Genomic DNA, 26,780 nt, shown 5'->3' with positions numbered 1-26,780 from the left:
ATGAGATACACCATTTTTTGTTAAATTCTAAGCAAAAATTTCATTATTATTTTGTGAGGTGGGGGTAATGTTTGATAGTTGGACAGTACAAGATGCAATGATGTTCTTTTTTCCAATCATAATAATGTTATTTGTGTTCTATATGTTCATAAAGAGTAAAGTCAGAGGTCTGACAGGGTTCATTGTTGCTTTTTTGAATGTGATAGGTACACTAATGATTATGAACACTATAAACCCAGACCCATCACTAAGACTCATATTTGAAGCTTATGCTGTCACCAGCTCAATAATAATACTGTTTAAGTCACTCAGATGACTAACTTTTCTTTTTTATCAGCTTGTATCTAATAGTAGATACCAACAAATTTTTATTTTTAAGATGCTAATTTTAACTGGGTGATTGCTATGGTGAAGAAGACTGAAAAGAAGACAAAGAGGAGAGCAACCCACACTGTCTTCTTAGATGACAAAGCCTTTGAGAAATACAAGAAACTCAAAGAATTGGTTAAAGTAACAACAAACAAGAGAGCTGACACCTCAGCTGTAGTTGATGCTTTGATAACAATAATAGCAGAGAAGAATTTGATTGATGACTTCATAGAGCTTTACCATCAGAAGCTACTAGAGAGGAAGAAGATAGCAAAAGAAGAAAAAGTAAACTTAGAAGAGTTCATAGAAGCTCTCAGGGAGTAGCTTCAAAGATTTGAAAGCCTTATCATACTCTTCTCTTAACATTTTATAGAGATTGGTGTCTGCCCTCACAACCTTATTGATGTAGTGATTCCAGAGGGTTTTTGCAACCTGACTGTTCTCCAATCCTCTACTAGGGTTTCTGTGGTGGGTAAGTAGACTGAGTACAGGCTCTTTGACTCCCATTTCAACCAATCTATTCACATAAGCTTTCTTGCACATCTTCAACTGCACAGGGTAGAGAATCTGTATTATTGTGTTGTTTGAGAGCCTGCTAGCCTTAATCAGCTCTTTTGAATAGACCTGTTCTCTGATTCTCCTGAAAGCCTCATCAAGTCTCCTGTACCCAACAATGTAATCACTGTCACTGAGTCCAAACAACTCTTTGTACTTTATGAGAAGTTCCAGAGCCTCATCATTCAAAAAGTAGAAGTCTAGCTCTCCAATCTTGTTGTTCTTTCCTATAATCATTCTAGCTTCCCAGTCCACATCTCTGAACTTAATGCTTCTCAAATCCCTGAACCTCATTCCTGTGACACTCATAACTGTGAGTGCAACTGATGAACTCCACACAAACCAATCTGTCAACCTCATTTTGTTACTGTTATTGTACAAGTCAACTATCAACTCAATACTCTTTCTAATGTCTTCTGTTGTCACTGCCTTTATTGTTCTGCTATCTCTGTATTCAGCCAACTGGTGTTGATTAACAAGCTTTCTGAGACTGTACTTGTTTTTAAGTGATTGTAATACAAGTAAGTTCTTGTACTCTTCATCAGTCAAATCAATGTTTGTTGCTACCCAATCTAAGAAGTCAAAAAAGCTGTGGTAGAACTTCTGATAGCTTCTGTAACTGTACTTGTTGAACAGATACATCATAAATCTGTGTATAACTTGTCTATTTAGTTGATAGTAGTACACCCCAGACCTAACAATTGTTAGGTGTGGGAACTCATCCCTCATCATTTCTCTGAACTGTCTAGTCCAGTTTCTCAAGTTTCTCATCCAATCTTTTGTGGTTCCTATCTTCTGTTTGTACATCAACCAACCTTCAAAGTCATTGTCTGACACTATCACAAACACTTCTTTGCTCTGCTCAACAAACATATCAACAACTTCAAATCTTGTGTTGTATGTGTACAACTTATCCCACTGCATCACCAATCACCAATGAATACTAGTCACTGCTCTTTTATAAAGATTATCCATACTTCTCAATGTTGTAATTAGACAGTTTGTCAAGAAGAGGTGACTAAAAGTCACTAAAAGTTTATAAGTATTTTGTCAATTGTGATGACTGTATCTCAGTGTAGATACAGCCCTCAGAAGCCTTCTTTTCAATAACAATGAACAAAATTAATAATAGTTTTCAAAATAGTGTAGAGTTAAGATAAGAGTTTTGTGCTTTCTCGTCATCGTCCCAAGCTTCAGTGCATATCCTCAACATAGAGGAACAGGCACTTAAGGTATTCGGTGTCCTTTGATGCCATGAGTATCGGGTGGTCTGGAGCCTGAGTCCTGTAGGGCTCAAGCATCTTGAGGAACTTGCCCGCCTTAGCAGCGGCCGCTATCACCATGTCCTTGAAGGTCTGCATATCAACGTGCTGGGAGCAGGAGGCCGTGACGAGGATTCCCCCTTCCTTCACGAGCTTCAAGCCGGCGTAGTTGACGTTGAAGTACGCCCTGAGCCCGCGCTGGAGGTCTTTCTCGTGCTGGACGAAGGCAGGCGGGTCGAGAATTACTATATCGAACTTCTCTCCCTTCCTGAGCATCTCTTCCATGACCTGGAACGCGGAGCCCGTTATATACTTCATCTTGTCCTCAACCCCGTTGAGCTTGGCGTTCTCCATGACCATGTTGATAGCCCAAGGGGACTTGTCAACGGCAACTACCTCATCGGCGCCAGCAACTGCCGCGTGTATCGCAAAGCCGCCGGTGTAGGTGAAGACATCGAGAACCCTCATTCCAGGTTTGACGTACTTCTCAAGCGCGATGCGGTTCTCTCTCTGGTCGAGGAAGAAGCCGGTCTTCTGACCCCGCATGTCCACGATGAACTTTGCCTTCCCTTCCTCTATTATCGTGCGGTACTTCTCCTTTCCGAGGAGGACACGTTCTATCTCAGGCAAGCCCTCCCTCCGCCTTGAGCGCCCGGTGTTCTTCTCGAAGACCGTCTCGATTTCGGGCTCAGCCTCCATTATGGCCTCCGCAAGGTCAAGCTTGAAGCGCTCCATACCGATGCTCGAAATCTGGATTGAGGCTATCTCGTTGAACCTGTCAACGATGAGGCCCGGCAGGTAGTCCGCCTCGCCGTAGACCATCCTGTATGCCTTGTCGTAGCCGAGAACCTTCTTCCTGTACTCGTTGGCCTTTTTAATCCTCTCCCTGAAGAGCTCCTTCGTTATCGGGGTTTCTCTGTCCTTGATGAGCAGGCGAACCATGATGTTGGAGTTCGGGTTCACAAAGCCCCTCCCGAGGAACTTGCCCCCGCGCGTGTAGACCTCGACTATATCTCCCGGCTCGAAGTCGCCCTCTGTTCTCACCACCCCTTTCTTGAAGACTATCATCGCGCCCTTACCGATAGCTCTCGCAGCCTGAGCGTCAACGATTACCCTCGCCATCTTAACCACCGGAGGAGTTAGAGAAGGGGGTTTAAAAACCTGCCCGGCGATAGGTATTTAACCCCCGGCGTCATATTATAAAGCGGTGGTTTCTATGCACTTCGAGGTTGTGAAGGAGTTCTTGGAAGAAATTGGGGCCGACTGGACAGAGCTCGAGGGTGAGATACACCTCGAGCCGGAGGTCTTCTACGAGGTATGGAAATACGTCGGCCAGCCCGAACTAAAGACCCATGTAATAGAAGACGAGGTCGTCGAGCCCGGTTCTTACGACCCACCTGAGATGAAGTACACCGACGTCAAAAAGGTGAAGGTCAAGAAGGTGTACTTCGAGACGCTGGACGGCAAGAGGATTGTAACCGACTACTCAGAGTTCCAGAGGATTATGAAAGAGAAGAAGTCAGCCTGAGTTCACCTCAGGAGGACAGGGAGCATCAGGGAGCCCATGCAGTTTGTCCTTTTCACGCCGAGAAGAACCGCAAGGTAGCCGGTAATTGAAGATGCCGTAAGCGCCAGCAGTCCCAAGACGCCATCAAAAACGAAGGCCAGGACTATCAAAAACACCAGGACTAAAAAGTTGATGAGCCGGTATGGAAGCCTCGAAAGGGCCCCCGCACAGAGGGCCGCGAGCGCTTCGCCGTAGAGAAGGGTCGCTAGGCCGACAAACAGCGCAAGCAGGACAAACGGGGGCAGGCTCTCAAGGCCTAAGGGCTCCATCAGCGCCACTATCCCGTTTCTTTCTCTCCCAGTTTTTAGGAAGTTGAAGAACGCAAAGAGAAAGTTGGCAGTGTTCAGTGAGTAAACAACAGTTAGGAAAGACCGCTCGTCCCGGGAGACAAAAGTGCCGAGCAGGGCCGCCTGCGACGCGGTGAAGGCCGGAAACAGAGACGCAAGCATGCCTGAGAGCGTCCCGTAAAAGGAGAAGAACGCGAGCTTTGTCGGAGCAATCTCCACTTCAGGCTTCCCCGGTTCTATATTTCTTGTTCCGGAACCTATTGAAGAGACTATCACCGGGACGCCAAAAAGCCCGGTGAAAAGCGCGTAGAACGGCTCCTCCATGGACAGGGAAAGGACTAAGAAGCCCACTGCCCCGGATACAAAAACCACGAAGAGCGCATAGAGACGTTTCACGCCGTCTTCGGTTGCCACGAGGAGAACTATCAAGAAGATGACAGCGATTTTCCCCACAGCCGGCCGATAGAGAGGGGCAAGACGAATGTATATCGGAATAAGAGGGATAGAAAAGAGAGTTGCTAAGAAGCTCGCAACCAGCGCTATTCTGACTACCTCAAGGCCTTTGCCCCTAAGTACGAGCCTGTGAGCGGGCAAAACGCTAAGGGCCGTGCCTCCGTCTGGGACACCGAGAAACGTTGATGGGAGAACATCGAGGAAAGTGTGGGCAGCCCCATGGCGAAGAGGACGACGGGACTCAGCACAACGTCGCGGAGCATGGAGGCCAGCGTGTTCACGTGGATTCCAGGTGTTATTCCAGTGAATGTGCCGAGGAAAAGCCCTAACAGCGCTTCCCGCAGCAAAGGTCATCACCCGACTGGACTTCAAAGGCCGGTTTTCCCTTGTACAGTGTAAAGAAGCCGTAAGCAGTCACGTTATCTCCCTCAACCAGAGAAACGCCGAGCCTCGAAGGCAGCTTCAGTAAGACCGAGCACGTGCCGTTCGTAACGTTCGCTATTCCGAAACCGTTTCTGTAGGTTTTGACCCGGACAGCAGTCCCGGAAATTCTTGCGAAGGAGCCTTCTCTAAAAGAGCATATTCCGTTGGGAAGTTTCTCCCTCGGCCTCACAACAGAGCATTCCAGACAGAGCAGGCTCGACTTTCTTCTGAGGGCTTTGAAACGAAGCGTGTCCCCTGGCCTCGCCCGAAAGCCGTAAAGCCGCAGGGACGTGCAGTTGAGGTTTAAGTACCGGGAGGTGCTCTTAATAACCAAGCACTCCCCTGTCGCTGTTTCCCCGATTTTGGCGTTTTCGAGGGGCTTGCTCTCAGCGGGCCCAAGGAATTCAACATCGCCCCCGTCCCCAGCGTAGAGGATAACCGTCGAGTGCAGCCTCGCTATGCCGAGAACCCTCACGCGGGAGCCTGGCTTGAGGGTTAGGCCGTATGGAAGGTAAACCCTAAACTCTTCGCTCCCGTTCCAGAGGGTTGCGGGGTTTCCGCCGTATAGGACAACACCATCAACAGAGTAAGGCATGCCGTTCCTCAGCTCGTGAAAACTGCCAATTTCCTCCACCTTAACAGGATAAAACTTCGAGCCGTAGGTCAGACCTTGAACTCTTACAAAAGCACCCTTCGAAACGTTCAGCGGATAGGGCAGGTAGACGCGGCGGGGAGTTAAGAGGAGCGGGCCGTTGGAGTACCAGTACGCACCCTCAATCCGTTCGAGGGGAAACGTCGCGTTCGACCGAATCGCCGAGGCAACGTCCATCCACAGGCCGTTCTCGGTTTTTCTAAGCCTGCCTTCCACGGTGTATATCTCCCCAACATTAAGCTGTCGTCCCACTGCAACAGCTTCCCTCCCGTCGTAGAGGAGGGAGAACGATGGGGACGAGCGAACGCAGAGACCAGTAAAGGAATCCCGTTCCAGAGAGTAACGGCTAAGCGCAAGAGAAACGAGTATGAGTGACAACGCCAGGGCAACTACAAGTTCTTTTTTAGACACCATCAAACTTAGTAAGAAGCAGAACTTTAAAAAATTTTGGGTTGAAGGTCAGTAGATTTCCCCGCTTGGATAAACAACTATACCGTCCTCGGTCACTTCGAAGGGATACTTCTTCATGGAATGCCTCGTCTCACGCATCTTCCTGATCAAAAGGTAGCGCTTGAGTTCAACTTCCCTCTCAATGAAGTCAAGCAGGATAACGCCCCTCGCAATGTACTCCTCAATGCCGTACCTGCTAATCTTACCCCTGGCAGGGTCGGGGGCTTCGGTCGTAAGGATTGAGGTGACGCCCATCTCAAGGAGTATTGTATTGAGCTGAAGGAGCATTTCTCTGATGTCCTCTTCCTTCTTAAGGCGGAATGCTATCGATGGAATGGAGTCTATAACCAGTCTCTTCGCGTTAATAGCCTTGACAACGCGGTAGATGTACCTAAGAAAGTCCTCGGTGTTGAGATTGCCCTCAAGAACATACTGCTCCTCAGACGGGAGACCAACCACCGCGCTGACACCGTCCACTATGGCTATCTTGCCCTCGCGCTCATATTTTTCAATGTCCCAACCAAAGGCCTTCATTTCACGTCTCAGGTCCTGGGCACGCTCCTCAAGGGTGACTATGACGCCGGGTTCACCGTAGAGCTCGGCACCCTTGTAAACGAATTGAACGGCGAACGTCGTTTTACCGCTCCCAGTGGGACCAGTCACGAGAACTGTGGTCCCCGCTGGAAATCCTCCCCCAACGAGGTCATCAAAACCGGGAATCCCGGTCTTGACTCTCGGAACCTGCCAAACATTTCCGGTCATAGGAATCACCGTGAGTGCTATTTGGAATTTCCATTCTATCCATTCCCATGCTACTGCTATACCTAATTGATGGTTTGTAGATATAAAACTTTTGGAAGATAATGGAAATAAACTGCAATCCGATGGAAGATTTGCAATGGAACATACCCCAAAACCAGAGAACCAACGCGCGGCCATATATAGAAGGGGAAACGTTTTATTGGATAACCCCAAGTGACTGGAAGGTGAAACCATGCCCGACCCCTTTGGAAGGGAGGCACAGGAGTTAATACGGCGTGAGTTTGGGGACATTTTAACGCTCCTGGAGAGAATCCCCTCAAGCATAGGTGTAGATGAGGCCCTTTCACTCGTCAGATGGATGACTGACTCGAGCGAACCCCCCGCCGAGCTCCTCAAGATTGATGCTCTCGAAGAGCTTAGAGACCTCTTCAGATTCTACGCTCTCTTGGGGGCCCTCGCATTTTCACCGTACGGCATTGAAGTTGAGTTCGTGAGAAAGGCCACCGCGAAGCTCTACCGCGCGCGGATAGAGAGAAAAGGCTCACTTGAAGGGAGCCTCCTAGAAATTGAGCCGGCAGAGGAAGTTCCGGAAAGAGATAGAAAGATACTTGAGAGGGCAATGGACAGAAACCTGCCGAAAGAGGATAAGGAGAAGCTCAAGCTGAAATACAGAATGCCCCTGAGCAAATTCATCGAACTGTGGGACGGGTCTCTGAAAGAGATCTACATCAGAAGGGGCTACGCGTACCTCCGATGGGAAGAAACACTACGGCTCTGGGAGATGGCCTTCGAGAGGCGGTTCGACAGGGCGGTCAGCATTCTCACAGAGGTGCGGGACGAGCTACCGGAGTTCTATGAGAAGCTGAGAGAAAAGCTGGAGGAACTTGCGGGAGAGTACTTCAAAGAGAGGCTCGAGAAGCTTGGAAAAGTCGGCGCCAAACCGCTCCGCCTCGACCTCTTCCCGCCGTGCGTAAAGGAGGCCCTGAAGGGCGTCCCCGCGGGAATGAGGAACTACGCGATTACCGTCCTCCTAACGAGCTTCCTCAGCTACGCGCGCCTCTGTCCGAACCCGCCAAAAAGGGACGTCCGCGTCAAGGACTGCGTGAGCGACCTGAGAATCATTGAGGAGGAAATTCTACCGATTATCATCGAGGCCGGAAACCGCTGTAAACCACCCCTCTTCGAAGACCAGCCCCACGAGATTAAGAACATCTGGTACCACCTCGGCTTCGGCCTCACCGACAGCCCTACCCTTGAGGACAGCGGGAACTCAACCTGGTACTTCCCCCCGAACTGCGACAAGATACGCGCCAACGCGCCCCAGCTGTGCAAGCCGGACAAGCACTGCAGGGGAGTAAAAAACCCGCTGACCTACTACCTCCGCAGGCTCGCGAGGGAAGAGCGGAGCGAGGCTCAAGGGGGTGAGGAAAGTGGCTGAGCTCCTCAGAGAGGTCAGCAGGGAAGAAAGGGAGCTCTACTATAAGGGTGAGTGGAAGGCAGAGATGATACCAGAGTTCATCTTAAAGGAGCTCGAAAAGCGGGAGTTTGGCTTTGACCATACGGGAGAAGGGCCGAGCGACAGGAAAAACGTCTTCGCCGATGTTAGGGATTTGGAGGACTACATCAAGGCGACATCTCCCTACGCGGTCTACACTTCGGTTGCCCTCTACAGGGAGCCGGCTGAAATGGAGGGCTGGCTAGGTGCGGAGCTGGTCTTCGACATAGACGCCAAAGACCTGCCCTTAAGGCGGTGTATGGACAGGCACCCGAGCGGACAGGTCTGTCCAATCTGCCTTGAGGACGCCAAGGAGCTGGCGAAGGACACGCTGGTGGTCCTGAAGGAGGACTTCGGCTTTGAGAACGTCCACGTGGTCTACTCGGGCAGGGGATACCACATAAGGGTTCTTGACGAGTGGGCGCTAAGGCTGGACTCCAAAGCGAGGGAGAGGATTCTCGCATACATCAGCACCTCTGAGGAAGTGACATTTGAGGACGTCATGAGCCGGAGGATTATGCTGTCGAGCGGCTACTTCAGAACCTTCAGGCTCCGGTTCGGCTACTTCATAAAGAGGGCCAACGAGAACCATCTAATAAGTGCTGGGATAAAGAAAGGCCTCGCAAGAAAGATACTGAGCGAGGAGAGCAGGGAGCAGATAGTCAAAAGCTTCGTTGAGAAGGGCCTGCTGGCAGCATTTCCGAGCGGGGTGGGATATAAAACGCTCATACGGTTGTTCTCAATATCAAGCACGTTCTCAAAGGCATACTTTGACGGAAGGGTTACCGTGGACATCAAGAGAATCCTACGCCTGCCCTCAAGCCTTCACTCAAAAGTTGGGCTGGTGGCCACGTACATAGGGGGTGACGAGAAAAATCTTGAGCGCTTCGACCCGTTCAGGGACGCGGTTCCAGAGTTCAGAAAGGAGGAAGTGAAGGAAGCGTACGAGGAGTGGGAGGGCTCCCTGGAATGAGGATAAACCCAAAGGCACAGATAGCGGTCGCAATGCTGATATGGGGAAGCGTCGGGGTATTCGGCAGACTTTCCGGCCTGTCCGGACTGGGTGTGGCCTTTGCAAGGGTCTCGCTTGGGGTGCTCGTCCTCCTCCCAATCCGGAAGTTCAGGAAAAAGCTGGGATACACGCTGGGCAAGCTAAAAGAGAGGCCTCTCCACCTGCTGGCACTGGGAGCGTCTTTAGCTCTTAACTGGGCCTTTCTGTTTACCGCCTTCAACTACACTACCATAGCCAACGCCGTCCTCGTTTACTACGTTTCTCCCGTCCTGGCGATGCTGATTTCGTGGCGCTTCCTCGGAGAGGGCCTTGACAGGCGGAAAATAGCCGGCATCGGGATGGCCTTTGCTGGACTGCTCCTTATAACATCGTCCAGAAAATCAGCCGCTCGGACAGGGACTTCATAGGAATAGTCCTTGCATTCCTGGCGGCGTTCTTCTATGCTCTAATCCCAAACCTGGGCAGGTTCCTCAGGGAGATTGACGGCGAAAGCCTGACGTTCCTCCAGCTGGCGGTAGCTTCTGCCGTTTTAGTCCCCTTCGTGGCCGTTGAAAACGTCGGAAACCCGGTCTAGTGGGCAATAGCGGTTCTCGTTCTCGTGCATACTGTATTCGCTCCCTACCTTTACATGGACGGGCTGAAAAGGTCGAGGTCAAAGACGCCGCTTTGCTCAGCTACCTCGACCCGCTGAGCGCGATAGTTTACGCGTTCTTGGTCTTCGTAGAAGTTTCATCTATTGATTTGGCGAGGGGGTCGTAGCCCGCCTTCTGTATCAAGGGGGCATTCGACTGAGCGGCCTACCACGGGGCTCACACCGGGAACTCATCGCCCCTCCCTCGGCCTTGCACCCCGCGGGACGGCCGTTTCACCGCATCCCCCGGGATTGTCTGCGGGTTAGCTCGGGACCCGTCGCCGGGCCCTTCGCACGCGTCATTCACATCTCCCGGGGGCCGTGTCGTTTCTGCGCCGTTGCCCTCCCTCTCGGGAGGTGCCTTGCGGCACCGCGGCCCCGGTGCGGTGGGCGGAACTTCCTCGGGAGTACCCCGAGAGCCCCCGACCCCCTCGCCGTAAGGAAGTAGAAAAGGGAGAATAAAAAGGTTTGGTCACTTCTTTTTGGGGAGAGAGTCCCTTTCCCAGAACGTAGGAGGCCTCGGCCTCCTGAATCTCCCGAGAGGAGAGCGACGTTTTGGCCCACGCTTCCCCCGGCGCTTTCTCCCTGCCTGATTTCTGTGGATGCAATACGCCCCACTCACGACCAGTGCAGTAATCAACAGGACTGCGAACAGCCACCACAACCCACCGGACGTCGGCGCACCCGTTGAGTTTGATGGAGTGTAGCTCGAAGTGGTGTTCTCTACAGGCGTAGTTGAAGTGTTTGTGGGAGCAGGTCCCGGTGTTGGGGGAGAGGGCTGCTCAAACGTCCCGCTCGCCGAGCTAACGCGGCCGCCGACGGAGAGATTGAAGGTGTACTCAACGTCACCGGCACCCGATGGAAACACAAAGACAACGGTGGAATTCCCGGATGGAACGTCAATGACCTTCGAGCCTTTGTACACAGTACCGTTTTCGAAGCGGAGCAGGTATGAGATAACACCCGAAGCCGCGGCGCCGGGGTTTGAAATCATGACACGAAACTCCAGGTTCTCCTCTGAGTACACTGGGACAACCGAGGAAATCCTGGGGGCCTCAACAACTTCGTAGGTTGCGGACGCTGTGCCGATAACATTTTCACCGACGCCTATGGAGATTGATATGTTATAGCGGCCGGGAGCCTCTGTAAAAAGAGGCACTTCAAAGACAAAGGAACCCTCCCCAAGGGAAAGCTGCTTGAGCAAAGTGTCCACGTGTTCCCCTTTATCATTGATGAACCGGACCGTTAGATTGGCAGGTATATTTCGCTGAGACATTACAGAGACGTATGCGACGGCCGAATCTCCAACATAAACCCTGTCTTTTTCAAGGGAAACGCCCAGAAGGGAAACCCCCCACTCCAGGGAAAAAGTCAAGGTCTTAGAAAACGTCCCCCGCGGGGTCTTTATGACGTATTTTAGGGTATAGTCCCCCTGCCCGAGAGAGTAGGGGAGTTTCACGTTAAAGAGCACAGTAGAATCTGAAGCAGGCTCAAAGACAATGGCCTTACTCAAGCTTACGTAGGTCTTCCCGCCGCGAGAGATTGTCAGAAAAGCCGTCCCATTAACGGCCACATGACCCATGTTATAGACCGAGGAATACACCACCAGCTCGCCCCCAATAAAAACCCTGGGCCAGCTCCCTGTGAGTGTGTAAACGTTAACGTCTCCAAAGTGAAGCGGGCTTTCCAAGACGGTTAAAGGCACGGAGACAATGAATATTGACAGCTCCCCGGTAGGAAGAACCCCCAGAAACCGAATTTTTAGAGAATAGCCCCCGGGTGCTACCGTTGGGGCACAGCTCACGTTGTATCTAAACGTCATTCCCTCCCCCAGCCCCCAGTCCTGAACCACACGGGGGGATATCGTTACATTGAAGCCCTCCACGCGCCTTCCGTCAGGCGACTCAACCCAGACCTCCCTCACTGAAGCCAGCTTGTAGTTCACCCTGTGGGGATTCAGAACAACGACGCTTCCATCCGAGTAGTCCCCCGCTATGACCTGAATCACTTGGTCCGAAGAAGCGGCTGTCAGAGGCAGAATCGCCAGCAATACCAGTACAATGAGCGTCACTGAAGAAATTCTCCGCATCAGCATCACCTTAAAGTTATACAACTGGAAAATATAAAACGTTACCTGTTATAGACCAGTATGCCAACGCCCGAAAGGGCCAGAACGATGGAGAAAAACAAGAACAGCCAATACAACATCAAGCCTGAGAAGTGCTCCCTGGCAATGAGGGCAACCGCGAGGAGCATCACCCCGTAAAGGAGCGCAAAAATCCCAAGGACAATTGGGGTCTCTACCCCAACAAGCACGAGGATTCCAAAAATCGCTCCCACAAGTACGGTAACCTGGGGCACCGTAAAGATGAGGTAGTTTAGGAACACCCTCTCGTCGTCCATACCCATCACTCCGCTATGAATGCGTAGGTCGTTGTCGTCGGCAGCTCACGTCTAACCCTCGAAAGCAGGTACCTCGGGTAGAGCCTCTCCACGGGCTCGTCTAAGGGGTCGTATGAACCGAGGAGTTTGTCTATCACCTTGACGGCAACCTTTCCCCTGACGCGGAAGTAGCCCCTGAAGTCGCTCACAATCTCAAGGACTATGGGGAGCAGGAGCTGAGTATCCTCACCCGGATCTAGCAAACCCTTGATGCGCTCAAGCTCAGCGCGTCTAAAAGAGTGCTCGCTCCCGTCCCTAAGCCTGACCGACGGTCTGTTCTCTTCAAGGAGCTGGGCAAGGGTCGGTCTCTTTGCAGGAAGATGACTGTTTATGCGGTAGATTTCCTTTAGGATTGAGTTTTCAGGGTTCATACAGGTGTTAATCCAGGGCAAGACAGATAAACGTTGTTTAGCATTTTTTTGTCAAAAGAACAGCTGGAAACCAACAAAATATGCATTTTAATGTCAAAAAGATTAAGCACGCCGGCCGTTTTTTGTCACGTGTTCAAAAATCCAGGAGAAAGGGTTAATTAGGAGTATTTGTTCACCAAAAGGCGGAAATAATTAGACGTTTAAGCAAAGGAGGAATGAAAAAATGAACATAAGTGCAAAATTTCCAAATGTTGATATCACCAGGCCGAGGTTCTTACAGCTCATATTCGTGGACATAAACGGCGTCCCAAAGGGCCTGGAAATTCCCATCGAGAGGTACGAAGAGGCCGTTGAGGACGGCATAGCCTTTGACGGCTCTTCCATCCCAGGGTTCCAGGGCATAGAAGACAGCGATCTCATCTTTAAGGCAGACCCCAGCACGTACGCAGAAGTCCCCTGGGAAGGAATAGCAAGGGTCTACGGCTACATCTACAAGGACGGAAAGCCCTACGGAGCAGACCCCAGAGGAGTCCTGAGGAGGACCCTCAAAAGGCTCGAAAAGGAAGGGTTCAAGGCATATATAGGGCCAGAGCCGGAGTTCTACCTCTTCAAGAAGAACGGCACGTGGGAGCTCCACATACCAGACAGTGGAGGGTATTTTGACCTGGTGACGCTCGACAAGGCGAGGGAGCTCAGGAGAGAAATAGCACTCTACATGCCGTCGTTTGGCCTCGTGCCTGAGGCACTCCACCACGAGGTTGGCAAAGCTCAGCACGAGATTGACTTCCGCTACGACGAGGCCCTAAAGACCGCGGACAACCTCGTGAGCTTCAAGTACCTCGTCAAGGCCATAGCCGAGATGAGAGGCCTCCACGCGACGTTCATGCCAAAACCCCTCTACGGATTCCCTGGCAACGGGATGCACCTCCACATAAGCCTCTGGAGGAACGGAGAGAACGCCTTCGCAGGGGGAGACGGACTGAGCGAGACTGCAATCCACTTCATAGCCGGAATCTTGAAGCACGCAAAGGCCCTCGCCGCCGTAACCAACCCAACGGTGAACAGCTACAAGCGCCTCGTTCCCGGTTACGAGGCCCCCGTTTACATCAGCTGGGGCTACAGAAACAGGAGCACCCTCGTGAGGATTCCAGCCTTCCAGAACAGCGGGGCGAGGATAGAGTACAGGTGCCCGGACCCCAGCGCCAACCCATATCTGGCAATAGCCGCGGTTCTGATGGCAGGACTCGACGGAATAAAGAGAAAGCTCGAACCCGATGCATACGTCGAGGGCAACGTCTACAACATGACCGAGGAAGAAAGAAACAGGCGGGGAATCGAAACCCTGCCCGGAAGCCTTGGAGAGGCACTCGAAGAACTCAAAAAGGACAGGATTGTGAGAGACGCCCTTGGCGAGGCGTACAGAAACTTCATCGCCTACAAAGAGAACGAATGGAGCGAATACGTGACCTACCTTGAGAGTGAAGGACTGCCGGTTAAGACGAAAAAAGTGACGGAGTGGGAGCTTGAGAGGTACTTCTACATTTGAGTCCCTCAGCCCTTCTCCTCTTTGATGTGAACCAGCACAGAGGCCCCGATTATGAGGGCCCCACCAAGCACCTGGGACAGCGTAAGCTTTTCCCCGAAGAGAATGTATGCGAGGAGTATTGCGACAACGGGCTCTATAGTTGCGACTATACTTGCCCTGCTGACCTCCACTTCCTTCAGAGCGTGGTTGTAGAGGACGTAGCCGAGGAACGTCGGGAAGAGTGCCAGTGCGAAGAGGTAGGGGACCGCACCGGTCGGAACGCTAAAGTCAGAGAACGGGATGAGGAAGAAGAACCCAAAAAGCAGGGTGTAGAAGAGGGCCTTCTCGGGCTCTTCTTTTCTCACGGCGAGCTTTGCAAGAACCCCATAGAGGGCGTAGGTCAGCCCGGTAAGGAGGCCGAATACAAGCGCCCTGGCGGAAAATTCAGCCCCAGAACCGTTGACGAGGACAACTCCAACCATCACCATGACCAGCGCAACGAGCTTTTCCCTGCTCATCGGCTCCCCAAAGACCAGCCGTCCCAGGACTATCGAGTACACCGGCGCGGTGTAGAGGAGCAGGACAGCAAAGGAGACCGAGGAGATAGTTACAGTGTAGAAATAGAGCGTGTAGAAGAGAAATATGCTGAAGAACCCGTAAAGGGCATAGAACTTCAGCCTTCCCTTCTCAATGGAGAGCCCGATACCCCTGAGCTTAAGGTACATGCCCAGGAGTATCAGGGCAAAAAGGACGCGGTAAAATACCATAGTGAACGGGCTGAGGCCAAAGCCGTCGAGGTACTTGGCGAAGATACCGAGAGTCCCCCACATAGACGCAGCGAGAAAAACGAGAATGTAGCCCCTCTTCATGCGCTCACCTCAGAACTCTGGCCCGATGGGGAGTCTCCTCTTGTGCTCGCTCTTCTTCACGAGGCCTTCGACGTATTCTACCCTCTCAACTGGAACGCCAAGCTCCCTCGCTATTTCCCCCTTCTCCATCTTCAAGTCAACTAGACGCCACAGGATTTCATCAAGGAGGCGGTAGCTTATTCCCAGCTCGTCCTCGTCGGTCTGCCCCTCCCAGAGGCCGGCAGAGGGCTTCTTCTGGATTATCCCCTCAGGAACTCCCAGACGCTTTGCTATCTCCCAGACCTCTGTCTTGTAGAGATTTATGAGCGGAGCGTAGTCGCTCGCCCCGTCGCCCCACTTGGTGAAATAGCCGGTCAGAAACTCACTCCGGTTGGAGGTACCCAGGACGAGGTAGTTCCTGGCGTTGGCGTGGGCATAGAGGAGAACCATCCTCGTCCTTGACATTACGTTCCCCCTGCTCAGGGTGTCGAGCCCTCCAACGGCCCTCTCGAACTCATCTACGATGGGCTTTATGTTTATCAGCTCGTATTCGATTCCCAGGCTCTCACAGACGAGTTTCGCGTCATCAACATCGCGGTTTTCGTAGTAGGGCATGATGAGCCCCATAACCCTATCCTTCCCAAGGGCCCTAACGGCGAGGTACGCGACGGTCGCGCTGTCTATGCCCCCGCTGATTCCAATCACAACTCCATTCGCCCCAGCATCGCCCACTTTCTCTTTTATGAAGTCCACGGTGGTTTTTATAGCGACATCATAGTTTAGAGCCCTCATTTTTCTCCCCCCTCTTCTTTGCCGTTGCCTTCTCTTTGAGGGACTCCATGAAGCTTAGGTACCCCCTAAAGGCGATAACGCTTCCCACGATCATGATGAAAAACGCCAGGAAGCCGAGATAAGAATACGGGTACTCCACCCACTTTACAGCATACGAATAGCTGACCTCCCCGTTCTCGACCAGAACAGACGGGGGCGAAGAAAGTTCCAACCTCTCGCTGCTCCCAGACAGGGTGTAGGTGTTTTCCACACCATCGGCGATTACCCTGACCGAAGCGTTGTCCGAGGAAATCTCAAGGCTTATACTCACAACTTCCCCAGACACCTCAATCTCGTCACCAATGGAGTGAGTTCCGGGCCCCCAAACGCCAGTTCGAACGTCTTCTCTGAGCACGTTATAAGAGGCGGCAAGGGACATCAGAAAAGCCAGCAACAGCAGTATCAGGCCAGTTCTGATTGGGGGATACGTAATACCTTCTCTGAAGCTACTCATCAGGTACCACCTTCAACAACGAGAGACAGAGAATTAAAATAAAAAAGTTGTGTGGGCTCAGTATTTCCCGACAAGATGGCACTCCGCCCAGTGGTTGTGCTCGTACTCGATGAGCTGCGGGTGTTTGGTGTCGCAGAGACCCTTCTGGGCGTAGATACACCTCGGGTGGAAGCGGCATCCAGGCGGTATGTCCACGGCGTTGGGGACTTCACCCTTGATCGGGAGCTCCTTGATGATGTTCCTGCGCTCGGGCTTCGGCTCTGGAACCGCGGCCAGGAGTGCCCTCGTGTACGGGTGGAGCGGGTTGTCAATGACGACTTTCGCTGGGCCCATCTCGACAATCCTTCCAAGGTACATGACTGCCATCCAGTCGGCGAAGTACCTTGCAGTGGACATATCGTGGGTGATGTAGAGGTAAGTAACTCCCATCTTCTCCTTGAGCTCCTTCATCAGCTCGAGGACTTCCGCACGGATTGAAACGTCAAGCATCGAGACCGGCTCGTCGGCAACGATGAAAGTCGGGTTAAGGATGAGGGCCCTTGCTATTGCCACACGCTGCCTCTGTCCACCCGAGAGCATGTGGGGGTTCCTGCCCACGTACTCCTCGGGAGGGGTAATTTTAACCATCTCAAGGGCCTTGTAAATGAGTTCCTCCCTCTCAGCCCTCGTTTCACCGATTCCGTGGATCAGCAGGGGCTCCTCAAGCACGTCGTATATCTTGAACCTGGGGTTCATTGAAGAGAACGGGTCCTGGAATATCATCTGAACTTTCCTTCTGTATGCGAGGAGTTCTTCCTTTGTCCTAATCTCAGTGACATCCTGACCCTCCAGGTATATTTTACCCTCCGTGGGCTCAAGGAGCTTCACTATGAGCTTTCCAGTGGTGGACTTTCCACAGCCGCTCTCACCGACGAGGGCAAAGACCTGTTGCTTGCCTATCTCAAAGCTTACCCCATCAACGGCGTGGACGAAGCGCTGAGGCTCACCGCGAAGGCTGGCAAGGAAGCCCCTCTTGATTGGGAAGTACTTCTTAAGGTTTTCAACTTTAAGTACCGGCTCGGCCATGTCTCACACCTCACAGCAACCAGCATGCAGCGTAGTGGTCTTTATCAACTTCCTTCATCTCGGGAACCTGCTCCTTACAAACCTGCATTGCATACGGGCACCTCGGGTGGAAGCGGCATCCTTTCGGCGGGTTGAGGAGGTTGGGCGGCTGTCCCGGAATGAATTCGAGCTTTTCGACGTCTTCGTGGAGCCTTGGAATGGCGGCAAGGAGCTTCTGGGTGTACGGGTGGGCAGGCTCGTAGTAAATCTTCTCGCTGTCTCCAATCTCCACGATTTTGCCCGCGTACATGATGGCAACGCGGTCGCTAATCTCAGCGAGGATGCTGAGGTCGTGGGTAATGAATATCATCGAGAGGCCGAGCTCCTTCTTCAGCCTCTTCATGAGGTTGATAATCTGGGCCTGGACAACGACGTCAAGGGCCGTGGTCGGCTCGTCGGCTATGACGACGCTCGGCTCCATGAGCAACGCGGTTGCAATGATAACACGCTGCTTCATACCACCTGAGAGCTCGTGAGGGTAGCGGTAGACGATCTCGGGGTCGAGACCAACGAGCTCAAGGTATTTCTGGGCCCTGTCGAGCGCCTCTTCCTTGCTCATTCCCTTGTGGTAGATCAGGGGCTCTATCATCTGGTAGCCGACGGTGTAAACGGGGTTAAGAGCGTTCATAGCACCCTGAAAGATCATGGATATCTTCTGCCAGCGTATCTCCTTCCTGAGCACACTCTCGGGGAGGCCGACTATCTCCCTGCCGTCGATTTTGATGCTGCCGTCCACAATCTTTCCAGGCGGCGTGGGCATGCCCATTAAAGTAAAACCAAGGGAGGACTTGCCGCATCCGCTCTCTCCGGCAAGTCCAAGGACTTCACCCTTCTTTATGTCAAAGCTTATGTCGTCAACTGCCCTCACTACACCCCTGTTGGTGAAGTAGTACATCTTAAGGTTGCGAACTTCAAGGACGGGTTTTGCCATTTTTACCACCTCACAGCCTCCTCAATCTCGGGTTGAGCACTCTGTCGAGGGCGGTACCTATGAGCACGAACGTCAGTCCGACGAGGGCGATTGCAAGTCCGGGCGGGATAACCCACCACCAGTAACCGTTCACTGCCGCACCGGCCGTCTGTGCATCGTGGAGTATCTGCCCCCACGTAACCGCGGTCGGGTCACCGAGACCCAGGTAGCTCAGTGAAGCCTCTGAAAGCACGGCACCGGGAACGCTGAGTGCCATCTGGGCAAAGGCATACGGAAGGAGCTGTGGAACCATGTGCTTGAAGATTATCCTACCTGTACCGGCACCCAGAACCTTGGCAGCTTCAACGTAAGTCTGCTCCTTAATCTGGAGCGCCATACTTCTGGCAACCCTCGCTATACCGACCCATCCGAATATTGCGAGTAGCACGACTATCTGCCAGAGCGCGATGTGGCCTCCAAAGTACGCACCCATGAGGATGAGTATCGGAAGGCTGGGTATTGATGCCATGAACTCCTGGAACCTCATCATAATCTCGTCCTTCCATCCACCGAGGTACGCGCTCGTAACACCGTAGAATATTCCGATAAGGACACTGACAACGGCAACTGAGATACCGATAACGAGGGATACTCTTGAACCCCAGATGATACCTGAAAGCAGGTCCCTTCCCTTGAAGTCTGTTCCGAGCCAGCCGTAGGTTCTACCCGTGAATATAATCCTGGCATCATCAAAGGAAACGGAAGTGCCTTCAGGGACGTTCACGAGTATAGTGAACTTGTAAGTACCCTTCAGGGGCTCGGGGTGCTCGAGGATGTTCTCGTTGAACTTTCCGAAGATTACTTTGGTGGCGTCCATAAGGGTTCTGTACTGGAACTCCTGAAGCGGGTCAATTTGTATGCCCTCGCTCTTAATCCAGTTGATGAGGTTGGCCCTAACCTGCGGGTGGGTACCGAGCTGGAGGACAATCTTTCCTGAGAACTTGTAGTTCTCTATTAAAGTAACCTCTCTGCCGTCGGGCCTTTCAACCATGACCGTTATTGAGGGCTTGCCTCCGTCGGCATTACCGACGAGATCTTTTATAACTATGTCCTGGGGCGGAACATCGTACTCGTTGTTGTAGGTAACTTCTATGCGGTAGCCGGAGTCGGTCTCCGTTATGAGCTTCTGGAGGGCCTCACCCTCGATTATCAAATGGGCGGCCTTCTTTTCGCCGGAAAATGCGTTTACCCAGACTGGGGGCACGTTCTTAGGGTTGTCAAGCCAGAACTCCTGCCATTTATCAGGGATGTCAGGTGACGTCAACACCGGGGCAGCGACTGCAGTAAAGATGAACAGGATTAACAACCCTATACCCAGTAAACCGGACTTCTGCCTTTTGAAGTCACTCCAAAACTCTGAAAGGGACTGTTTAAAGTCAACCCAACGCATGGCCCGTCACCTCACATGTGTTCAGATGCACCAACCTTAACTCTCGGGTCAAGGAATCCATATGCAAGGTCCGCGATGATAACACCCGCGAGGTAAAGCAGCACGTTTACGAATGTCAGACCCATGATGAGGTTCGTCTCGTTGGTCTCAATTGCAATCCAGTAAACCCTACCCATTCCAGGCCACGTAAAGACGCTCTCGGTGATTATAGCACCGCCAAGGGAACCGAGGAGGCTGAAGATGATCATCGTAACAACCGGGGGAGCTGCTGCCCTAAGGGCGTGGCCGTATATAACCTTCCTCTCGGGGATACCCTTTGCCCTTGCAGCCATAATGAAGTCTTCCTGCATCGTACCGATCATGATGTTCCTAATAACCCACGCCCAAGCTCCGAAGGAGACGATAACTATTGTCAACACCGGAAGGGTCATACGCTTGAGGATGTCGGCTATGTGAGCCCACCCGGTGAGGTTCGGGTCAGGGATTGCCCTAGACGGGAACCATCCAAGCTTGAACGAAAACACGAGCAGCATTATCATCCCGAACCACCACATCGGGATGCTGCTCATTATCAGGGCTATGATTGAAAGTGCCCTGTCGAAGAGACTGCCGACCATCTGGGCGGCCTTTACACCGAGGAGGATACCCAAAACTATGATTATTATCTGCGCGGTCGTGAAGAGCTGGATTGTGCGGGGAATTGCAGTCTTAAGGATGGCCACGACGTCCTTTTCGGAACCAAACACAGGGTTCTTGGTCTTTCCGAAGTCGAATGTCAGCGTGCGCTTAAAGTAGTATTGAACCCTCCACCAGTAGGGCTTGTCAAGGTGGTACATGGATCTATAGTATTCAAGTCTCTGTGCCCTCCAGGCGTCGGGGTCCTCGGGGGTCTGCCCCTTTTGCTGGAGGGCCTGGAACTCAGCATTCACTCGCTGTATTATTGTCTCCTGGAGGTCCTTTTCCGCCACTTTAACGAAAAGGGCGGACATCACTAATGTAACTATAGTCAGCACTATAAGAGCATTCAGTATTCTAATGACCAGATATTTTCCAAATCCCATAAAATTCCCTCCTTCACTGTTCTGTACTGCTAGGTTCAATTTTGAGCATTGTCTTTTTCTTGTCTGTAAAACTTTATTTAAATACTTTACGCATACGACCATAAGCCCAAGCAAAAGAGCGAATCGAAGAATGTCAAAATACGTACCCCAACAAAAGTTGAAGAAGGGAAAGAGAGGAATCACTTCCTTCTTCTGAGGAGCAGCGGGACCACTGCAAGCCCAACAAGGGCCGCAGGTCCGCAGATTCCTCCTCCCTCTTCGGTGGTCTCCTGGGTCTCGGTGGGCTTAGTGGTCTCGGTTGGCTTGGTAGTCCCGGTCGGTTTGCTGGTCTCAGTCGGGGTGGTGGACTCAACGTTAGCAGGCTTGGCGCTCCTGAGTGCCCACCTAGAAGCCAGACCGGCAACCGGGTCAACGACGTCGATCTTAACCCTCTTGTTCACGGCGTAGAACTCCCAGTTCTCGTAGGTGAAGACCCTGAAGCTCTCGTAGATACCAATGGCGGTACCGAGCCTGTTGAAGTCCCAGTACTTGTCCTCGCTGTCCATCTTAACGCCCTTGTTCTCACCCGCGTAGATTACCAGAGCAAAGTCGTCGGCAGTCCAGTCAAGGAGCGGCTGGATCTTGTCCACGGTGTTGTAGTAGTCAAGACCAAGCTTGCTGAGGCCCTTGGCGATGTCCCCGTCACCGAGGTACTTGAGGACTTCCTCAAGGGTGGCCCTCTCGGTGTTCTCCGGGCTCCACTTCCAGCCAACAAGGCCTGGAGCATACCAGATGCTAGAATAGTACTGGATAATCCTAGATGGCGAGAACTTAACGTTGCTCGAGGAGACCCAGCCCTCGGTGTAGAAGTTCCACTGGTATGAGCTCGGGTCACTGGTGTAGACCATACCGCTCGCGGTCCTCCTGTCAACAATCTGGGCCTCCGCATCGAAGCCAGCATCCTTGAGAACGCTCACGAGGTACTGGGCAACGTCCTTCCTCTCGTCCTCGGAACGGCCGATACCGACAATCTTAACCGGCTCGCCCTCGAAGTACCACTTGCCGTCAACCTTCTTGAGCTCGTAGCCCATCTTGGCAAGCTCCTGGGCGGCCTCCTGCATGCCCTCCTCAATCAGCTGGAGGGCAAACGTCTCGTCCGGCTGCTCTGAGAGCTCAAACGCATCAACGACCGGCTTGATGTACTCGTAACCAGTCTCGGTTGATGTCCACGGAGTGTACATGGCACCGGCGCTACCCTGGAAGATGTTCTGAGCGATGTGGGCCCTGCTTATCAGGTACTCAAGGGCAAACCTGACCTTCCTAACGGCGAACGGGTTGAAGTACTTCTTGTCACCAGCGGTAATCAGATACGGGTTGTCCGGGTCGTGAACCGGGTTGAAGACGAAGTCACCGAAGGCGGCAGTGCTCTTGTAAAGGTCAATCGCGTTCTTCTGCTCCTGACTTAGGCCTGTGAACCTGTAGGCCGGGAACGGGTACCAGAGGACGTCGTAAGTGCCCTTGGCGACCTCAAGGATTGCGGTGTCCTGGTTCTGGAGACCATAGACCTCAATGGTCTCGAAGTATGGCTCGGCCCTGTACTTGCCCTCGGCGAAGGCCGGAACCGTCCACTTGTCGAACTTCTTGAGCCTGACGAAGAGGTTCTCGGGCTGGTACTCATCAATGTAGTACGGACCATTGCCGATGACGGCATGGTGGTGCTCGTCAATGAACTTGGCTATGGAGTCGTAAGCAGCAATGGCCTCGTTCTCGTTCTCGATGTAGGGCTTGAGGAACTCCGGAATCGGCTTGGAGTTCTTGAGCTCGAGGAGCTCCTCCTTTATGGCCTGGGCGTGCTTCGGGTTGATCTGGTCGAGCTGCTCAATCTCCTCGGTGGACTCACTCCAGGAGTACTTCTCGTTGTGGGCAACGAGCTCGCTCATTGCGTACCAGAGCTGCCAGGGAGTGCCAGTGAACGGGACAACGTAGGCAGCCGTCATTATCTCGCTCGGCGGGAAGTAGTAGTTGTGGTAGACTTCAAAGACCATCCTGTCGTCGGTCTGCTCAACGAACTTGATACCGAGGATTGTTGCCATGGAGTCACCGCTCCAGTCGGCCTCGCTGGCGTCGTAATACGGGTCGTCATCACCGTCCTGGTGGATCCACTCCCAGCTCCAGGCAAGGCTATACATGACGTCAGCGGCGCTGACCTTGTGGCCATCGTGGAAGTAGGGCCTGTCACACTCAATCTTGGCATAGGTCTTGGCAGTCTCGCCGGCGTGAGCGGCGACCCAGGTGTCGGTTGTCGAGTTGAATATCACAGCGTCCTCAGGGACGGTTACATCCTTCTTGTATTCGACCACACGGCAGTGGTAGGGGACGGGAAGACCCTCAACGCCGTAGGGGAATCCACTGTCAAAAACCAGGTCAGCAATTCTCCTTGAGTAAGTGTCACTGTAACCGCTGGAGCTCGGGTTCCAGACACCCATGAAGAGGGCACCGGTTGAAGAGTAGATGACGGTCTTGAGGACCTTGTCGCCCTCTGCGGCAGCTACTGGCCTGGCCACTGGGGTCGCTATCAAACTAAACAACAACAAAACTGCAGCAATCATGCCCCAGGTTTTCTTCATATTCATTTATTCGGCCTCCTTTTCCACTTTTTAGCAGTGTTGCCATATATAGGGTATAATGGCATGAAGCTATACATTCGAGTAATATTTAAGGGTTACGTTAGTGTACAAACCACCAGAACAGATCTGTCGGAAAAAAGACTCGATCATGGACAGAAAAGCATTAAGGGTTCAAAAGAGACAATGCGACATGAACGTGGCTTTGGAATCATGTAAAAGTTAGAATTCACCCACAATTCTGAAAAAATCTTGAGACACGCTTGGGGAAACCCGAAAAAAGCATTTCCTCTCAATTTCATAATGCAAAAATCTTAAAACCCCCTCCAAAAAACCCATGTGCGGGCTTTAATGCACGAGCTCGTATTAAAAGGAAAGTTCGTTCTCAGGGGAAGAATCGTCGAGGGCAGTATAGCGGTTGATGACGGAAAAATATCGCAGATAGCAACCCGGACTCTAACCGGAGAAAAGGAGCTGGATTTGTCGCGGTATCTAATTCTCCCGGGCCTGATAGACACCCACGTTCACCTCAGGGACTTCGAAGAGGAAAGGAAGGAAACAGTCGAGAGCGGGACAAAGGCGGCCCTTCACGGGGGAATCACCGCGGTCTTTGACATGCCCAACACAAAGCCGCCGGTGATGGACTCAAAAACGTTCAAAAAACGCCTTGAGCTGTTCCAGAAAAAAGCTTATGCCGACTACGCAGTCGGGTTTCTAATGAAGGACAACTGCAAAGAGGCGATAACCGCGGGAGCCGACTTTTACAAGGCCTTCATGGGCGCATCAACCGGTGGGATATACTCGGAAAACTTTGAGGACGACTACGCCTGTGCACCGGGAGTTTTGAGCGTCCACGCTGAGGATGCCGAACTAATCAGAGAAATGCCGGAGAGGCCACCGGAAGTGGAAGAAAAGGCGATACATAAAGCCCTCGAAAGCGCCGGGAGGCTCAAGAAGCCCCTGAACATATGCCACGTCTCAACGAAAGGTGGGCTGGAGGCAATACTGGATAAAAACCTTCCGTGGGTCAGCTTTGAAGTTACTCCACACCACCTATTTCTCACAAGAAAAGGCTACGAGAGAAACCCTCTCCTAAAGGTCTACCCGCCACTGAGGACGAAAGACCACGTTGAAGCGCTCTGGAGAAACTTCTCAAAAATTCCGATAATAGCGAGTGACCACGCACCCCACACGCTGGAGGACAAGGAAGCAGGAGCGGCCGGGATTCCCGGGCTTGAGACCGAAGTGGCGCTGCTCCTCGACGCCGTGAACAGGGGAGTAATCAGCGTTTTTGACATCGTTGAGAAGATGCACGAGAACCCCATCAAGGTCTTCGGGATTAGGGGAAGGGACTTTGCAGCCGGAAACGATGCAACTTTCACGGTGATTGACCTGAAGAGGGAGTGGAGGGTTAGACCCGAGGAGTTCTACACGAAGGCCAAATGGAGCCCCTGGGAGGGCAGAAAGCTGAGAGGAAAGGTCGTGATGACGGTTCTCCATGGAGAAGTCGTTATGGAGGACGATGAAATTATTGGAAAGCCAAAGGGGGTTCGCCTAAATGTACAGGGTAGTTGAGCTTAAGGAGACCTGGGAAGTCGCGAGGGACGTCCGGGCGTTCAGGCTCTCAGGGGAGTTTGACTTTACGCCCGGGCAGTTCGTTATGGTCTGGCTCCCCGGCGCCGGGGAAAAGCCCTTCAGCCTGGCGTGGAGGGACATGCTCGTTGTCAAGCGCGTCGGGCCGTTCACGTCGAGGCTCTTCGGCCTGGAGGAAGGGGACAGGCTGTGGATTCGCGGACCCTATGGAAGGGGCTTCGAACTCAGGGGGGACAGACCTGCACTCGTGGCGGGAGGTATAGGAATTCCGCCGCTCTACGCCCTAGCACGACAGTATAAAGGCATATTCAAAGAGGTAACGCTCATCTACGGCGCCCGCTCAAAGGACGAGCTTGCACTGATGGATATCGAGAACTACGTGGACGAAGTGATTATCACGACCGACGACGGCTCGGCAGGGGTTAAGGGCTTCCCAACGGACGTTTTGGCCGAAAGGAAGGACGACTTTGACCAGGTCTACGCCTGCGGCCCGGAGCCCATGCTGAGGGCAGTCCTGCGGGTCATGGACTACCGGAACGTCCAGGTCTCGGCCGAGCGCTACATGAAGTGCGGCATAGGCGTCTGCGGCTCCTGCAACCTCGGAAAATACCTCGTGTGCAGGGACGGCCCGGTCTTTGACGGCCTTCAACTGAGGGGACTTCTCTGACCAATCACCTTTTTAAGGCCCTTTTTTCCGCTCCCACCGGTGAGAGAATGAAGTACAGCTGGGAGGAGTTCGCGAGAAAGATGGGCGTCGAGCCCCAGATTTTGGAGAACAAAGAGGCGAGGCTGTTAAAGGAGTTTGTCATGGATCTTAAGTTCCCAACCCACTGCCAGGGGTGTCAGGGCCTTGATTTGAGCAACCCAAACCCGGTTCACCACCCGAGCTACGAGTTAACCCCCGCGTGCAACCACGACTGCATATTCTGCTACTCCAACGTTGCGGTGAAGCTCGGAAAGGTTCCAAAACCCGGCTACTACGGCTGGGAGAACCCAAAGGCAATCACCGTTTCGCAGTACGGCGAGCCCCTGCTGAGCAAGCGAATAGTAGAGGTCAACAGAATGCTCCGCGAGAGGTTTCCGGAGGCGAGGCTCGACCTCCAGACGAACGGCTCGCTTTTGACTGAGGAGCTGTGGGAGAAGCTCGACTTCGATATCGTCATGATAAGCCTCGACGCGGCCACTCGTGAGAAACACCTGAAGATAACCAACGCCGACACCTTCGACGCCGTGGTGAACGCTCTCAGAATAGTCGGCGCCGACAAGAGCGTCCGCTCCGTCGTCAGGACGATATTCATGCCCGGCATCAACGACGAGGATATACCGAAGATAGCAGAGCTTGCCGCTTCCCTCGGAATAGACGAGATGATGCTCCAGCCGCTGACAATCCACGAGCTCAACGTGGAGAGGCTTAAGAAGGCCGGACTGGACTTTGAAAGGGCCGGGAGCGTTAGGGAGCTCCTCAAGACAGTGATGGAGGCAAAGAAATACATAGACGTCAGGATAAGCGGCTGCCTCCTGGCACAGCTCAAGAGAATGGACTCACTCACGCTCTTCAGCGTCAAGAGGGTCGCGCGGGAGGTTGCACCCATTGTAAAAAGGAAGAGGGAAGAACTCTAACTTTCCTATTTCTCAGAAAAGGGCTAAAACCTGAAACGCGTAGTAAATAC

Annotated in this window: 25 protein-coding genes and 1 other RNA gene; 9 read left to right on the top strand and 17 right to left on the bottom strand. The window is 52.6% G+C overall.

The window, feature by feature from the left end; genetic code table 11:
• The first annotated feature begins 396 nt into the window (after nt 1-396).
• On the top strand, nt 397-693 hold the full coding sequence (locus TEU_RS03245) for a hypothetical protein (protein ID WP_144244805.1): 297 nt from the start codon (nt 397-399) through the stop codon (nt 691-693).
• Here the strand turns inward: TEU_RS03245 and TEU_RS03240 are convergent.
• Together TEU_RS03240 and TEU_RS03235 are read right to left on the bottom strand one after the other, a co-directional pair.
• Nucleotides 661-1,848 (bottom strand): site-specific integrase, encoded by a 1,188-nt coding sequence (locus TEU_RS03240; RefSeq protein WP_050002425.1) that lies wholly within the window; start codon nt 1,846-1,848, stop codon nt 661-663. The genes TEU_RS03245 and TEU_RS03240 overlap by 33 nt on opposite strands.
• 269 nt (nt 1,849-2,117) lie before the next feature.
• Entirely contained in the window at nt 2,118-3,308 is a 1,191-nt protein-coding gene (locus tag TEU_RS03235; protein ID WP_050002424.1) for a class I SAM-dependent rRNA methyltransferase, read from the bottom strand.
• A 94-nt stretch (nt 3,309-3,402) separates the two neighbouring features.
• Here TEU_RS03235 and TEU_RS03230 point away from each other — a divergent pair, with 94 nt between their 5' ends.
• Nucleotides 3,403-3,714 (top strand): DUF5748 family protein, encoded by a 312-nt coding sequence (locus tag TEU_RS03230; protein ID WP_050002423.1) that lies wholly within the window; start codon nt 3,403-3,405, stop codon nt 3,712-3,714.
• Nucleotides 3,715-3,716: 2 nt separating this feature from the next.
• Here TEU_RS03230 and TEU_RS03225 read toward each other — a convergent pair whose 3' ends face one another.
• From TEU_RS03225 to TEU_RS03215, 3 genes are read right to left on the bottom strand one after another with little or no spacing between them, the layout of a single operon-like run.
• Complete coding sequence (locus TEU_RS03225; protein WP_320407205.1) at nt 3,717-4,847, bottom strand: tripartite tricarboxylate transporter permease; 1,131 nt, start codon at nt 4,845-4,847, stop codon at nt 3,717-3,719.
• Complete coding sequence (locus tag TEU_RS03220) at nt 4,819-5,982, bottom strand: hypothetical protein (RefSeq protein ID WP_050002422.1); 1,164 nt, start codon at nt 5,980-5,982, stop codon at nt 4,819-4,821. Before TEU_RS03220 ends, TEU_RS03225 begins: the two co-directional genes overlap by 29 nt.
• Before the next feature lie 45 nt (nt 5,983-6,027).
• Nucleotides 6,028-6,780 carry an ATPase domain-containing protein gene (locus tag TEU_RS03215; protein WP_050002421.1) on the bottom strand — a complete coding sequence of 251 codons (753 nt, stop codon included), beginning with the start codon at nt 6,778-6,780 and terminating at the stop codon, nt 6,028-6,030.
• 232 nt (nt 6,781-7,012) lie between these two features.
• Here TEU_RS03215 and priL point away from each other — a divergent pair, with 232 nt between their 5' ends.
• Genes priL through TEU_RS11845 form a run of 3 tightly spaced genes read left to right on the top strand, consistent with a single transcriptional unit; the run spans nt 7,013 to nt 9,694 of the window.
• Nucleotides 7,013-8,218 (top strand): DNA primase large subunit PriL, encoded by a 1,206-nt coding sequence (gene priL / locus TEU_RS03210; RefSeq protein ID WP_050002420.1) that lies wholly within the window; start codon nt 7,013-7,015, stop codon nt 8,216-8,218.
• On the top strand, nt 8,211-9,248 hold the full coding sequence (gene priS, locus TEU_RS03205) for a DNA primase catalytic subunit PriS (RefSeq protein ID WP_050002419.1): 1,038 nt from the start codon (nt 8,211-8,213) through the stop codon (nt 9,246-9,248). Before priL ends, priS begins: the two co-directional genes overlap by 8 nt.
• Nucleotides 9,245-9,694, top strand: coding sequence for a DMT family transporter (locus tag TEU_RS11845; protein ID WP_050002418.1), 450 nt, complete (start codon nt 9,245-9,247; stop codon nt 9,692-9,694). The genes priS and TEU_RS11845 overlap by 4 nt, the downstream gene beginning before the upstream one ends.
• 337 nt (nt 9,695-10,031) lie before the next feature.
• Here the strand turns inward: TEU_RS11845 and rnpB are convergent.
• The 4 genes from rnpB to TEU_RS03185 form a co-directional block, all read right to left on the bottom strand.
• Nucleotides 10,032-10,353: RNase P RNA component (rnpB, locus tag TEU_RS11415), an RNA gene on the bottom strand.
• 37 nt (nt 10,354-10,390) lie between these two features.
• Nucleotides 10,391-12,016 carry a hypothetical protein gene (locus TEU_RS03195; protein WP_144244804.1) on the bottom strand — a complete coding sequence of 542 codons (1,626 nt, stop codon included), beginning with the start codon at nt 12,014-12,016 and terminating at the stop codon, nt 10,391-10,393.
• Between the two features lie 32 nt (nt 12,017-12,048).
• Nucleotides 12,049-12,321 carry a hypothetical protein gene (locus tag TEU_RS03190; protein WP_050002416.1) on the bottom strand — a complete coding sequence of 91 codons (273 nt, stop codon included), beginning with the start codon at nt 12,319-12,321 and terminating at the stop codon, nt 12,049-12,051.
• A 5-nt stretch (nt 12,322-12,326) separates the two neighbouring features.
• Nucleotides 12,327-12,731: a DUF61 family protein gene (locus TEU_RS03185; protein WP_050002415.1), complete on the bottom strand. Its 405-nt coding sequence runs from the start codon at nt 12,729-12,731 to the stop codon at nt 12,327-12,329.
• A gap of 223 nt (nt 12,732-12,954) precedes the next feature.
• Here TEU_RS03185 and glnA point away from each other — a divergent pair, with 223 nt between their 5' ends.
• Entirely contained in the window at nt 12,955-14,277 is a 1,323-nt protein-coding gene (gene glnA, locus TEU_RS03180) for a type I glutamate--ammonia ligase (protein WP_050002414.1), read from the top strand.
• Nucleotides 14,278-14,282: 5 nt separating this feature from the next.
• On the opposite strand, the gene TEU_RS03175 is transcribed toward glnA, so the two are convergent.
• From TEU_RS03175 to TEU_RS03140, 8 genes are all read right to left on the bottom strand, one after another.
• Nucleotides 14,283-15,125 carry an EamA family transporter gene (locus TEU_RS03175; RefSeq protein ID WP_050002413.1) on the bottom strand — a complete coding sequence of 281 codons (843 nt, stop codon included), beginning with the start codon at nt 15,123-15,125 and terminating at the stop codon, nt 14,283-14,285.
• Between the two features lie 9 nt (nt 15,126-15,134).
• A complete protein-coding gene (locus TEU_RS03170) occupies nt 15,135-15,896 on the bottom strand; it encodes an NAD+ synthase (protein ID WP_050002412.1) in 762 nt (253 codons plus the stop codon).
• The gene (locus TEU_RS03165; RefSeq protein WP_050002411.1) at nt 15,877-16,389 is read right to left on the bottom strand and encodes a hypothetical protein; all 513 of its coding nucleotides are present in this window, start codon (nt 16,387-16,389) and stop codon (nt 15,877-15,879) included. Before TEU_RS03165 ends, TEU_RS03170 begins: the two co-directional genes overlap by 20 nt.
• Before the next feature lie 57 nt (nt 16,390-16,446).
• The gene (locus tag TEU_RS03160) at nt 16,447-17,454 is read right to left on the bottom strand and encodes an ABC transporter ATP-binding protein (RefSeq protein ID WP_050002410.1); all 1,008 of its coding nucleotides are present in this window, start codon (nt 17,452-17,454) and stop codon (nt 16,447-16,449) included.
• 10 nt (nt 17,455-17,464) lie between these two features.
• Nucleotides 17,465-18,424 (bottom strand): ABC transporter ATP-binding protein, encoded by a 960-nt coding sequence (locus TEU_RS03155; RefSeq protein WP_050002409.1) that lies wholly within the window; start codon nt 18,422-18,424, stop codon nt 17,465-17,467.
• 10 nt (nt 18,425-18,434) lie between these two features.
• A complete protein-coding gene (locus TEU_RS03150) occupies nt 18,435-19,853 on the bottom strand; it encodes an ABC transporter permease (protein WP_050002408.1) in 1,419 nt (472 codons plus the stop codon).
• 11 nt (nt 19,854-19,864) lie between these two features.
• Nucleotides 19,865-20,914 carry an ABC transporter permease gene (locus tag TEU_RS03145; RefSeq protein ID WP_050002407.1) on the bottom strand — a complete coding sequence of 350 codons (1,050 nt, stop codon included), beginning with the start codon at nt 20,912-20,914 and terminating at the stop codon, nt 19,865-19,867.
• A gap of 179 nt (nt 20,915-21,093) precedes the next feature.
• The gene (locus TEU_RS03140) at nt 21,094-23,520 is read right to left on the bottom strand and encodes an ABC transporter substrate-binding protein (RefSeq protein WP_050003925.1); all 2,427 of its coding nucleotides are present in this window, start codon (nt 23,518-23,520) and stop codon (nt 21,094-21,096) included.
• Between the two features lie 348 nt (nt 23,521-23,868).
• Here TEU_RS03140 and TEU_RS03135 point away from each other — a divergent pair, with 348 nt between their 5' ends.
• Genes TEU_RS03135 through TEU_RS03125 form a run of 3 tightly spaced genes read left to right on the top strand, consistent with a single transcriptional unit; the run spans nt 23,869 to nt 26,730 of the window.
• Nucleotides 23,869-25,092, top strand: a complete 1,224-nt coding sequence (locus tag TEU_RS03135) for a dihydroorotase (protein ID WP_050002406.1) — start codon at nt 23,869-23,871, stop codon at nt 25,090-25,092.
• Complete coding sequence (locus tag TEU_RS03130) at nt 25,076-25,777, top strand: dihydroorotate dehydrogenase electron transfer subunit (RefSeq protein ID WP_050002405.1); 702 nt, start codon at nt 25,076-25,078, stop codon at nt 25,775-25,777. The genes TEU_RS03135 and TEU_RS03130 overlap by 17 nt, the downstream gene beginning before the upstream one ends.
• Before the next feature lie 47 nt (nt 25,778-25,824).
• Nucleotides 25,825-26,730: a radical SAM protein gene (locus TEU_RS03125; protein ID WP_050002404.1), complete on the top strand. Its 906-nt coding sequence runs from the start codon at nt 25,825-25,827 to the stop codon at nt 26,728-26,730.
• Nucleotides 26,731-26,780 lie beyond the last annotated feature (50 nt).

It is taken from the genome of Thermococcus eurythermalis (assembly GCF_000769655.1).
Classification (GTDB): Archaea; Methanobacteriota_B; Thermococci; order Thermococcales; family Thermococcaceae; genus Thermococcus; species Thermococcus eurythermalis.
The sequence above is the reverse complement of the archived record's forward strand: the minus strand, read 5'-3'. Positions and strand labels throughout refer to the sequence as shown.